This window comes from Novosphingobium sp., from assembly GCF_965229225.1.
Taxonomy (GTDB): domain Bacteria; phylum Pseudomonadota; class Alphaproteobacteria; order Sphingomonadales; family Sphingomonadaceae; genus Novosphingobium.
The window spans coordinates 4190273-4202286 of the sequence record NZ_OZ245867.1; the positions used below are offsets into that span (position 1 = coordinate 4190273).

General features: G+C 64.9%; 8 protein-coding genes. 5 read left to right on the forward strand and 3 right to left on the reverse strand.

The window, feature by feature from the left end; all coding sequences use genetic code 11:
* The first annotated feature begins 75 nt into the window (after positions 1-75).
* On the forward strand, positions 76-1083 hold the full coding sequence (locus tag ACO06X_RS19670) for an NADP-dependent oxidoreductase (protein ID WP_421837815.1): 1008 nt from the start codon (positions 76-78) through the stop codon (positions 1081-1083).
* A 3-nt stretch (positions 1084-1086) separates the two neighbouring features.
* Here the strand turns inward: ACO06X_RS19670 and ACO06X_RS19675 are convergent, their stop codons facing one another.
* Positions 1087-2508, reverse strand: coding sequence for a M20/M25/M40 family metallo-hydrolase (locus tag ACO06X_RS19675; RefSeq protein WP_421837816.1), 1422 nt, complete (start codon positions 2506-2508; stop codon positions 1087-1089).
* A 206-nt stretch (positions 2509-2714) separates the two neighbouring features.
* Between ACO06X_RS19675 and ACO06X_RS19680 the strand changes: the two genes are divergently transcribed.
* Together ACO06X_RS19680 and ACO06X_RS19685 are read left to right on the forward strand one after the other, a co-directional pair.
* Positions 2715-5129, forward strand: a complete 2415-nt coding sequence (locus ACO06X_RS19680) for a TonB-dependent receptor (RefSeq protein WP_421837817.1) — start codon at positions 2715-2717, stop codon at positions 5127-5129.
* 14 nt (positions 5130-5143) lie between these two features.
* A complete protein-coding gene (locus tag ACO06X_RS19685; RefSeq protein WP_421837818.1) occupies positions 5144-6199 on the forward strand; it encodes a hypothetical protein in 1056 nt (351 codons plus the stop codon).
* A gap of 6 nt (positions 6200-6205) precedes the next feature.
* Here the strand turns inward: ACO06X_RS19685 and ACO06X_RS19690 are convergent, their stop codons facing one another.
* Positions 6206-6733 carry a hypothetical protein gene (locus ACO06X_RS19690; RefSeq protein WP_421837819.1) on the reverse strand — a complete coding sequence of 176 codons (528 nt, stop codon included), beginning with the start codon at positions 6731-6733 and terminating at the stop codon, positions 6206-6208.
* A gap of 129 nt (positions 6734-6862) precedes the next feature.
* On the opposite strand from ACO06X_RS19690, the gene ACO06X_RS19695 reads away from it, so the two are divergent.
* A complete protein-coding gene (locus tag ACO06X_RS19695) occupies positions 6863-8749 on the forward strand; it encodes an NAD(P)-binding protein (RefSeq protein WP_421837820.1) in 1887 nt (628 codons plus the stop codon).
* Between the two features lie 4 nt (positions 8750-8753).
* Positions 8754-9377: a glutathione S-transferase family protein gene (locus ACO06X_RS19700; protein WP_421837821.1), complete on the forward strand. Its 624-nt coding sequence runs from the start codon at positions 8754-8756 to the stop codon at positions 9375-9377.
* Between the two features lie 132 nt (positions 9378-9509).
* Here ACO06X_RS19700 and ACO06X_RS19705 read toward each other — a convergent pair whose 3' ends face one another.
* Positions 9510-11771: a TonB-dependent receptor gene (locus ACO06X_RS19705; RefSeq protein ID WP_421837822.1), complete on the reverse strand. Its 2262-nt coding sequence runs from the start codon at positions 11769-11771 to the stop codon at positions 9510-9512.
* Positions 11772-12014 lie beyond the last annotated feature (243 nt).

A 12014-nucleotide genomic window follows, 5' to 3' on the forward strand; every position in this document is an offset into this window, starting at 1 on the left:
TAGTCAAAATGGCAATGGCGATGCCAGCGCCCGCCACCTAGCCAGATGCTTCGTCCACCCGCCACGGAGTTTCCCATGCCGCACACCAACCGCCGCGTCTTCATTCGGCAGTACCGCGAGGGGATGCCGCTGCTTGAAGATTTCGGCATCGAGAATGTCGAGATCACCGATGTGCCCGCAGGCCACGCGGTGGTGAAGGTCGATACGCTTTCGATGGACGCATGGATCCGCACCACGCTCACTCCGGGCAGCTTCCATGAGACCGCACCGCTCGGCTCGACTGTCCGGGCGCTCGGCGTCGGGCAGGTCGTGGAAAGCGCCGATCCATCGCTCGCTGCGGGGGACTGGGTTTATGGCATGCTCGCCGCGCAGACCCGTGCGCTGGTGCCCGCTGCCGCGCTCACCAAGCTCGATCTTTCAAACAGCCTCGAGCCTGCGGACTATGTTGGCCCGCTCGGCCTCACCACCGGCCTCACCGCATGGGCCGGCCTCATTGCGGTGGCGGAGGTCAAGGCGGGCGACACGGTGCTTGTCTCCGGCGCTGCGGGCGCGGTCGGCTCGATGGTGGTGATGCTCGCCAAGGCGCGCGGGTGCCGGGTGATCGGCATTGCCGGCGGGCCCGACAAGTGCCGCGTCCTCACCGAAAGGCTCGGCGCCGATGTCGCCATCGACTACAAGAATGCCGACCTCGCCGCCGAAGTGGCAGCGGCAGCCCCCGGCGGGATCGACGTGTTCTTCGACAATGTCGGCGGCGAAATCCTCGATGTCGCGCTGGCAAACCTTGCGCCCGCCGATGCGCGCATCGCGATCTGCGGGGCGATCTCGCAGTATTCGGACCTTGGCAATGTGCGCGGCCCGAAGAACTACCTCAAGCTCGCCGAACGCAATGCCACGATGCGGGGCTTCGTCGTCACCCACCACGCCGCCCGCTTCCCCGAGGCAAAGGCCGAGATCGCCGCGCTGTTGCAGGAGGGCAAGCTCGATCTGCCCGAGCACGTCGTGGAAGGCATCGATCACTTCGCCGAGGCGCTGCTGCTGCTCTTCGCTGGCGGCCACACCGGCAATCTGCTGGTGCGGCCGTAAAGCTCATTCCTGCGCGGCGTAGACCTTGACGAGATCGTGCAGGAAATCGCGCGCGATATAGGCTGATGCCACCGAGTGCCGCTCGTTGAGGCCGTGGAGGCCGTTGCCATCGGGATCGCCGAGCGGTCCGGGCACACCATAAGTCGGAATGCCGAGCGGCCCGAGGTAGGTCGCATCCGTCGCGCCGGTCATCATCGCGGGCACCAGCGGCACGCCGGGATAGTAGCGCGCGACCAGCTTTTCGGCAGGCCCGACGATCTTCGCATCCAGCGCTGGCGGCACCGCCACGGGCCGGATGCGGCCGGACGCGTTGATCAGGATATTCGGGTTGCCGATGGCCTTGCTCAGCGCCTCGCGGGTCGTTTCCGCGTCCTCTCCGGGCACGATGCGGCAATTGATCGTGGCCCTGGCGCGCTGCGGCAGCGCGTTGGAGGCGTGGCCGCCTTCAATCAGGGTGGCCACGCAGGTCGTGCGCAGCATCGAATTGAGCGTGCGGTCGGTCGAAACCGCCGCTTCGGCCACATGGTCGGTCGGATCAGCGGCGAGGCGGGCCATCGCGGCCCCCAGCGCATCGCCGCGTGCAGCGCCGACTTTGGCGAAGTAAGTTCGCGTCGTATCGTTGAAATGCACCGGAAACTTGAGCGCGCGCACGCGCTGGAGCGCATCGGCCAGATCATAGATGGCGTTGTCATCCACCGGGGTCGAGCTGTGGCCGCCGGGATTGAGCGCTTCGAGATCGAAGTTGCGATAGGCCTTCTCGCCGATCTGCATCGCCTGATTGAGCACCTTGCCGTGCCCGTCCGTCGTGCCGCCCCCGCCTTCGTTGAGCGCAAACGCGGCGGAAAGCAGTTCGGGTCGGTACGTGGCCAGCCACTGCACACCGTTCACCCGCGCACCCGATTCCTCGCCGCAGGTGAGCGCCAGCTTGATCGTGCGCTTCGGCTTGAAGCCTTCGGCGCGAAAGCGCAGCAGCGTGTCGATCCAGATCGCATCAAGCACTTTCATGTCGGATGTACCGCGGCCGTAGAAGTAGCCGTCCTCCTCGATGAATTTGAACGGATCGCGCTGCCAGTCGATGCGCCGCGCGTTGACCACATCGATATGGCCGAGCAGCAGCATCGGCTTCGCCCTGGCAGACGTACCCGGCACGGTGACAACCAGCCCGCCATCGAGCGGAAAGTCCCCGTCGCGGAACAGCGTGATCTGATCCTCGGCAAAGCCGGCACCCTGAAACCGCACCGCGATCTTCTGCGCCAGCAGCGTGCAACTCCCCGTCGCGACCGATGTGTCGGTTTCCACCAATTCGCGGAAGAGTTCGCGGAAGGCCAGCTGTCCTGCGCTTGGTGACGGGGTTGCTGCTGCTGCGGCCGAAGGCGCGCCAGTGGGGGCCAAAGTGAACGCCAGCGCAGCGCTCAGGACGGTCATTGTCTTCACGACTGCAAACTCCGGCAGAATATAGTTGTTTATGCTTAATTTCACCATAGCGGGATCAAGTCCACGCACATTGACCTATGACAATCGGCAGGTGCCTGCGCGGCGCCCCACGCTCCCCCGCCACGCAAAAGCCCTGTAATCGCGCCGTCATCACAGCTAACTAATCCCTCAGGGACCCGGCAAGGGGATATGCGGCGATGATGGGCAAGTGGATCTGGGCTGGCGGCGCATCGCTGCTGGCCTTTGCTTCGGTGGGAACGGCGCACGCGCAGGTGGTGGGCGGACCGCCGCCCAAGGATGCGTCTGCGGCAGACGCGGCGGGCGAGATCGTCGTCACCGCGCAGAAGCGAAGCGAAAAACTGCAGGATGTACCGCTATCGATCGTCGCGCTCACCACCGAAGCGCTGGCCGAACGAAACGTGCGCAATTTCAACGATTACGCCAAGTTCCTGCCCAGCCTCTCCTATTCGAGCTACGGCCCCGGCCAGGCGGAAGTCTATTTTCGCGGGCTTTCCAACGGCAACCGGCTTTCCACCGGCTCGCTCCCCACCGTCGGCGTCTATCTTGATGAGCAGCCCGTCACCACGATCGGCTCGACCATCGACGTCCATATCTACGACATCGCGCGGGTCGAGGCGCTGTCCGGTCCGCAAGGCACGCTGTTCGGCGCGAGCAGCGAGGCGGGTACGCTGCGCATCATCACCAACAAGCCCGATACCAAGGCCTTCTCGGGCTCGGTCGATCTTACCGCCAACACCGTTGCGCATGGCAAGGCGGGCGGAATCGCCGAAAGCTATCTCAACATACCGCTCTCCAGCCGCGCCGCGCTGCGTGTCGTCGGCTTCTACCAATACGATGGCGGCTACATCGACAACGTCCGCGCCCCCGGCGGCGTCACTTATCCCACCTCGGGCGTGGTGCGCGACAACAAGGCGCTCGTCGGCCGTGACCAGAACTCGATCGAGGCCTATGGCGGCCGCGCCGCGCTCAAGGTCGATCTCGACGACAACTGGACTGCGACGGCAGGTGTGATGGGCCAGCACCAGACCTCGAACGGTACGTTCGCCTACAAGCCCTCGGTCGGCGATCTCAAGACCACCCGGTTTTTCCCGGAAGCACAGAAAGACGAATGGTATCAGGCCAGCCTCGCCATCGAAGGCAAGCTTGGCTCCTTCGACCTCACGTATGCGGGCGCATATTTCGAACGGAAGGCGGCCTATACCTCCGACTATTCGGATTACGCCTATCTCTACGATAGCTACTATGCCAGCACGCCCGATTATTTCGGCAACAATTTCAAGGACAACGCCGGGAACCTGATCAATCCGGCGCAGATCGTCAGCCAGGACGAGCGCTTCACCAAGCAGAGCCATGAACTGCGCATCGCCTCTCCGGCGACCGACCGGCTGCGGATCGTGGCGGGCCTGTTCTACCAGCGCCAGACCAACAACTGGCGCAACCTCTATACCGTGCCGAACCTCGCGGACGCGCAGTCCGTTACCGGCCTGCCGGGGGTCAACTACGCCAACATCCAGTTCCGCACCGACCGCGATTACGCTGCCTTCGCCGAAGCCGCGTTCGATATCGTGCCAACCCTGACGCTGACAGGCGGCCTGCGCGGCTACAAGTACGACAACAACGTGATCGGCTTCTTCGGCTTCAACGGCACCCGCAGTGCGGTAGGCGAAGCGCTCTGCCTCCCCGGCACGGTAGGCGCCTACGGCGTGCCCAATGGCTCTGGGCGCCCCTGCGACAACATCGACGCCAAGGCCACCGGCTCGGGCGTGCGCCACAAGCTCAACCTCAGCTGGAAGGCCGCGCCCGGCAAGCTGCTCTACGCCACCTGGTCCACCGGCTTCCGCCCCGGCGGCATCAATCGCCGCCCCATTGCACCGGCCTATGCGGTGGAAAAGCTCACCAACTACGAGATCGGCTGGAAGACCAGCTGGCTCGGCGGCAAGGTGCTGTTCAACGGCGCATTGTTTCTCGAAAAGCTCTCGCAGGCGCAGTTCGCCGTCACCAGCGATCAGAACGGCATCACCGATATCGTCAATGCAGGCCGCGCGCGGTCAAAAGGTATCGAGGCCGATCTGACCGTCCGCCCCGCACAAGGGCTCTCGTTCCAGGTCTCGGGCACGTATGCCGATGCGGTGATCACCACGGACCTCTGCAAGTACACCAATGCCGCGTTCGATTGCACGATCCCCAGCGACTCGGGCAATCCCAATGCCTTGCGCGCTCCTGCCGGCACACGCTTTGCCGGCAGCCCGCGCTTCAAGCTTTCCGGCCTGATGCGCTACGAGTTTACCCTCGGCAAAATCGACTATTTCCTGCAGGCCGCCGCGTTCCACCAGTCCAGCGTCTCCTCCTCGCTCGACGTCGAAGAGGCGCGCCTGATCGGCCTCCAGCCCGGCTACAGCACGGTCGACCTCTCGGCCGGCATCAGCCGCGACACCTGGTCCGCCTCGCTCACCGTGGAGAACCTGGGTGACAAGCGCGCGCAACAGAGCCGCACGGCCACTTGCGCGATTTCGATTTGCGGGCGGGGCTCGGTGGTAATCTACCCGCTGCGCCCCCGCTTCGTGAGCCTGCGGGTGGGCAGGCGGTTCTGATGGGAGAGAAGCTGATGATCCGTTCGCTGATGGTACTCGCGCTGCTGCTAACTCCCGCACTGGCGCGCGCCGAAGCCCCTGCATCCGGCCAGCGCCTCATCCTCGTCACCATGGACGGCACGCGCTGGCAGGACGTCTTTCGCGGGCCTGACAAGGCGCTTGTGGCAGAGCCGAAGTTCACCCATCCCGACTGGAAGGAAACGGTCGAAAAGGCGTGGGGGACCGGGCCTGCGGTCATGCCCTTCGTCCACAGCCTGCCCGCGCAGGGCGGCGTGCTCCATGGCGACCGCGACGCGGGCCAGTGCATGCGCGTCACCAATCCGATGTGGTTCTCCTACCCCGGCTACAACGAACTGCTCACCGGCCGCCCCGATCCCGCGATCACCACCAACGACAAGAACTGGAACCGCAACGTCACCTTCCTCGAATGGCTGAACCACCGCGATGGCTTTGCCGGCAAGGTGCGCATGTACGGCACGTGGGACGTGTTCCCCTACATCATCAACGATAAGCGCAGCGGTGTCCCGGTAAACGGGGAAAACCCCGGCGCGCATCCCACCGAAACCCGCACGATGCGCGATGCGCAGGCGGCGCTGCGCTCCGCGGCCGATATGCGCGTGCTCTATGTCGCGCTCGGGGATACCGACGAGTTCGCGCACGAGGGCGACTATGCGCAGTACCTCGCCTCGATGAACCGCGACGATGATTTCATCGCCGAGCTGTGGCGCATGGCGCAGGCCGATCCGGCGTGGCGCGGGCGCACGACGCTGATCGTCACCACCGACCACGGGCGCGGCGCCAAGCCCGGCGCGGCCTGGACCGAACACGGCAGCGCCGCCGCGTGGAAGCTTGCTCCGGCTGACTACACGATTGCCGATCCGGAAGGCTTCCCCGGCTCGGACGCGATCTGGCTCGCCGCCATCGGTCCTGGCGTCCACCCCGCCGCGCCCGGCAGCGCCTGCCTCACCCAAAGCCAGATCGCCGCCAGCGCGCTCACCGCGCTGGGCGAAGACTGGAAGGCCTTCGACGCCGGGGCAGGGGCGCCGTTGCCATTCTTCGCGGGGCGCTGAAGCCGGTTACTTCCGCCGCACCCACTTGAGGTCATAATCCGTCGTCCACGTCGCCCCGCCATCCTCGGTGCCGATGGCGAGTTCGCGGATCGTGCCATCGGGCATCGCATAAAGCGTCCAGTGCCGCAGCCGCACCTTTCCCCCCGGCAGGGGCTTCTCGGTCACGTAGCGCATCTCGCACGGCTTCACGAGATTGCCGCGAAACACCGTGGCCGCGCCGTCATCGGTCGCCCAGGTATAGCCCCACGAACCCAGCAGCCGCGAATAGTTGAACAGGCCGATGCCGTTGCCGGTGGGGTGGCCGTCGGTCTTCTTCCAGTGCTCCTCGATCGCGCAATCGTTCAGGATCAGCGTCATGGTCACTTCGTCGGTCTTCTTCTCGCCGGTATAAACGTCCCAGCTGCCCAGCGTGAAATCCTGCTCGCGGAACCTGGGGTCGCTGCGGCAGGTCTCGGCAGGCGATGCCGGCGCTTGCGCCGCAGCGGGCGCGGCGATCATCATGGCAAGGGCGGCGGCGATAAGCGGGCGGTGCATGGACGGTCCTCCTGAACGGCTCGGCACGATCAGGCCGCAATTTGTCCGATTGCGCAAGAGCGCATGATGATTACAAATCGTGGCATGAGAGGCCCGCGCACCGGGCTGTATGCATTTGGGGGACAGCGGATGGCGGAATGGACTGACAAGGAACTGGGGCTCCATCTGCCAATCGCGCGGCGGGATTTCATCGGCGGGGTTGCGGCCGGCGCCGCACTCGCCGCAGCACCCGGCGCGCTCGCGCAGGCGGCCACTGCGGCACCCATCGCCGCCAGCACAGACTATCCCCCCGCGCTCACCGGCCTGCGCGGCCAGTATCCCGGCTCGTTCGAAGCCGCCCACATGGCGCGCGACGGCGATTTCACCGGCAACCTCGCGGCGGACGATAGCGGCGAGCATTATGATCTCGTCATCGTCGGCGGCGGTATCTCGGGCCTCTCTGCCGCCTGGTTCTACCGGCAGGCGCTGGGCGAGACCCGCAAGATCCTCATCCTCGACAACCACGACGATTTCGGCGGCCACGCCAAGCGCAACGAGTTCACTTACGAAGGCCGCAAGATCCTTGCCTATGGCGGCACGATGAGCATTGAATCGCCGTTCCCCTACAGCTTCACCTCGAAGAAGCTCATGGCGGACCTCGGCGTCGATCTGACCAGCTACCACCGCTATGAAACCAAGGCCTACGAAGGCCTCGGCTCGGCCACCTTCTTCGACAAGGAGCACTTCCTTGCCGACAAGCTCGTCACCGGTACGGGCCGAAAGCCCTGGCCGCAGTTCTTTGCCGAAGCCCCGCTGACGGGCGCGGTGCGCGCAGACCTCAGCCGGATCTACACCGAAAAGGTCAACTACCTGCCGAACCTGACGCCCGATGCGCGCGCCGAATACCTGCGCCACATCAGCTATCAGGACTATCTCCTCAAGCACGCGAAGATGCTGCCCGAAAGCCTGCCGTTCTTCCTCGGCCACTACTTCCGCAACAACAAGCGCGTCGATACGCTCCCGGCGTGGGAAGCAGCCCTTGGCGGGCGCATGCCGGGCTTTGCGGGCATGGACCTGCCCGAGCAGATCACCGCCGAAGCGCAGCATTTCCACTGGCCGGACGGCAACGCCACCGTCGCGCGCCTGCTTGTCAGTCGGCTTATTCCCGGCGCATTCCCGTCAGACAAGCTCGATCAGGAAAGCGTCGTCCTCGCCCCTGCGCGCTATGCTGCGCTCGACAATCCGGCGAACCCCACGCGCATCCGCCTCTCCAGCATGGTCATCCGCGCCGAACATATCGGCAAGCCCGCGCGCCAGACCGAAAAGGCCGTGCGCGTCATCTATGTGAAGGATGGCAAGCGCGTCTCCGTCACCGGCGCGAACGTCATCATGGCCTGCTTCAACATGGTGATCCCGTTCATCGTGCCCGACCTGCCGGCGGCGCAGAAGGAAGCGCTGCACTATGCTTCCAAGGTGCCGATGCAGTACACCAACGTGCTGGTGAAGAACTGGCGCCCCTGGGCCAAGCTCGGCGTCAAGTCGATCGGCGCGCCCAACGGCTACCATATCGGCGCTTCGCTTGATTACCCGATGGATATCGGCGGCTACAAGAGCGCGCTCACGCCCGATGAGCCGGTGGTGATCCACATGGTCCGCAACCCCAACCAGCCGGGCCTGCCGCGCAAGGAGCAGAACCGCTTGGGCCGCGCCGCAATGCTGGCGGAGGAATACCCCACCATCGAGCGCGAGATCCGCGGCCAGCTCCAGCGCATGCTCGGCGGCGCGGGCTTCAACGCCGCGCGCGATATCGCCGCGATCACGGTCAACCGCTGGCCCCACGGCTATGCCTATACCTATGATACGCTGGGCGATCCCGATGTGCCCGATGAACTGCGCCCCCACGTGATCGGCCGCCAGACTTTCGGCCGCATCGCCATCGCCAATGCGGACGCCGCCGGCAGCGCCTTCACCAACACCGCGATCGACATGGGCGAACGCGCCGTGCAGGAATGCCTCATCAGCCGCGGCCTGATCTAGGGCCATGATCGAACTTTACCACTGCAAGGACGCGCGCTCCTTCCGCGCGCTCTGGGCGCTCGAAGAGCTGGGTCTGCCCTACAAGCTCCACACCATGCCGTTCCCGCCGCGCTTACGCGTGCCCGAATATATGGAGCAGAACCCGCTCGGCACGATCCCGCTCATGGTCGACGGCGGAACGCGGATGACCGAATCCAGTGCGATCCCGCAGTATCTCGCCACGCGCTACGGACCGACGCCGCTGGCAGTATCGCCCGAGGAAGCGGACTATGGCCTCTGGCTCGACTGGATGCACCGCAGCGAGGCGACGCTCACGTTCCCGCAGACCATCGTCCTGCGCTACACGCGCTTCGAGCCCGACGAGCGCAAGCTGCAGCAAGCCGCAGACGACTACACCCAGTGGTTCTTCTCGCGCCTCAAACACCTCACCCGCGCGCTGGAGGACGGCCGGGAGTGGCTCTGCGCCGGGCGCTTCACCATGGCTGACGTCTGCACGGCCTACGCCCTCCTCCTCGCGATCGACCTCGGGCTCGACTACAAGTTCAGCCCGCAAATCGCGGCCTACTGGCAGCGCGCCAGCACCCGGCCCGCCTTCCTAGCGGCCAAGGCAGCGCAGGCAGCCAGCTGACACGAAAACGGGGCAGCGGCCTTGCAGCCACGGCCCCGCCGGTACCTCATGCCTGAAGGCCCTCTCCCCTTCAGGGGAGAGGGTTGGGAGAGGGGAGTAGGCGCAGCGCCCTTGCCCCTGACAGCCTCAGGATCAGAACTTCACGCTGCCACGCACACCAAACGTGCGCGGGGCCTGGAACTGATAGGTATTGGCGCCCGCGTTGAAGTTCTGCGTCGCATAGGCCAGCACCTGCTTGTCAAACACGTTGCGCACGTAGGCCTGGACTTCCCAGAAGCTGTTTTCCGGCGCGAACTTGAGGCTGGCATTGGCCAGCACGTATTCCGGGCTTTGCGTGTCGGCAGTGTTGAACACCGAGTAGTAGAACGCCGAGGAATACTTGGCATCCACCCGGGCTGTGAACGTGCCGAACGAGACCGGGAGCTCCTGCTCGATCCCGCCCGATGCCGTGAAGCCGGGCGCGTTGGGCAGGCGGTTGCCGCTGATGTTGATCGCCGCAGGCGGGGTCGCGCCGTTGTTGATCGTGATGCCATCGCCGAACTTGGTGTGCAGGTACGTTGCGTTGAAGTTGATCCGCGTGGCCTTGCCGACCAGCGCGACCGCACTGCCTTCGATGCCGAAGATCGAGGCATTGCCGACATTGAACACGCCGGAACCGCTGCTCGTTGCCGCAGTGAACTGGCTGCCCTGATAGCCCTTGTACTTGAAGTAGAACGCCGAGGCGTTGAGCTGCAGGGTGTTGCCCATCAACGAGTTCTTGGTGCCGATCTCGAACGAATCCAGCCGCTCTGGGCCATAGTCGACCGAAGGCGCGCTGCCGTTCGAGTTGAACCCGCCCGATTTGTAGCCGCGATCATACTTGGCATAGATCAGCGAGCCTGCAGCAGGGCGGTAGTTGAACCCCACATGCCAGGTCGGCTCGCCCTTGCTGAGGTTGCCGTTGCCGGGCGTGGTGAGCGGGAAGGGCGGGCACGTGCCCGGTGCGGGGAAGTCGTTGCCACACAGCGGGAAGGCGAGCGCGGGCAGGGTCAGCACGGCATTGCCGGTGCGCACCTTCTTGTCCCAGGTATAGCGGCCACCCAGGCTGAGCTGCAGCTTGTCGGTCAGGTCGTACTCGACCTGCCCGAACAGCGCCTGCGAACGGGTGAGGATGTTGTAATCGAACTTGATGCCGTAGCGGTTCGACTGGTCGGCATTGGGCACGCCAGTCAGGAAGCCGCCGGGGCCGAACAGCGGTCCGGTCATGTCGAGGTTGAAGATCCCCGAATTGACGACGTTCTTTTCCTGGAAATAGAAATAGCCCGCCTGGAAAAACAGCTTTCCGCCCTTGTCGTTGCTCACGCGGAATTCGTGGTTCCAGGTCTTGGGCGTTTCCTGCTGGCGGAACTGGCGGTTCGCCGGATAGCCGCCAGTGGCATCGAGCTGGTTGCGCCAGTTGGCGCTGTCATAGCCGCCCGAGTAGATGAAGTTGAGGCCCATGTCGGCGCTGTAAGCCAGCTCCCAGCGCGCACGGTCGCTTGTCAGCTTGGTCATGGTCGGCGCGTCGCTGGTGAAGACCTTGGCCTTGCCGAAGTCCGGCGTCGGCCCGCCCAGCGGCCCGCGGAACTGCGCATCGCCGTTCACGTCACGGCTGTCGTGCTGGTACGAAACCCACGCTGAAAGACCATTGTCGCCCTTGTAGAGCGCCTGAATGCGGCCCGACTTGAAGTTCTCGTCGTCGCCGTCGAAGGCGGGGCCGGTCGAGGTGCGGTAGCCCTTGTGGCTCAGCACGGTGCCCGAGGCGCGGACCGCGAAGCCCGGCGCGAGCAGCACGTTGACGCCCGCTTCTCCGTTGAAGGTCTTGTAGTTGCCGGCCTCGGCGCTTGCATAGCCGCCTGTGCGCAGCTCTGGGCGGACGGTGACGATGCTGACAAGACCGCCGGTCGAGTTGCGGCCCTGCAGCGTGCCTTGCGGCCCCTTGAGCACTTCGATGCGCGCCACGTCATAGAACGACGAGCTGATGGCGAACGAGCGGTTGGTGAAGAACCCGTCGCGCGTGATTGGCACCGAAGGATCGCCGATTTCGGTCACGTCGGTCGAGGCGATGCCGCGCACCGCGACATAGGCCGACCCGGTTGAGTTGGTGACGTTGACGCTCGGATCGATCTGCGAAAGGTCGCGGACCGTGTTGACGCCTTGATCCGCGAGCGCAGTGCCCGTGTAGACGTTGAGCGCGATCGGCGTGTCCTGCGCGCTCGAGGCGACGCGGTTGGCGGTGACGACGATTTCGCCAAGGCCTTCAGCGGGCTTGCTCGCATCGGTGGCGGTGGCACCGGTGTCCTGCGCCAGGGCAGGCGCGGCGAGCGCGAACAGGCTCGCGCCCAGCAGGAATGCAGCAGCAGTGGTAGACTTCATGGCTCTCCCCTTGAATTGGAATCTTTTGACGGAATTAGATTAGTAATGATCATTCTAATATTAGGAACCAAAGCCGACGTCAATATCGCCCCGAAATGGTGGGTTATCGGGCGGCCAGCGGGCGCCGTCCTGCATCAACCTGTCCTACACGCAGCGAATCTGTCAGGGTTCGCGCATGGTCCCAAAGCTGCCCTGTCTCGAAGCAACGCGTCGGCGGCGGCTGATCGCCGCGATCGATCAAAG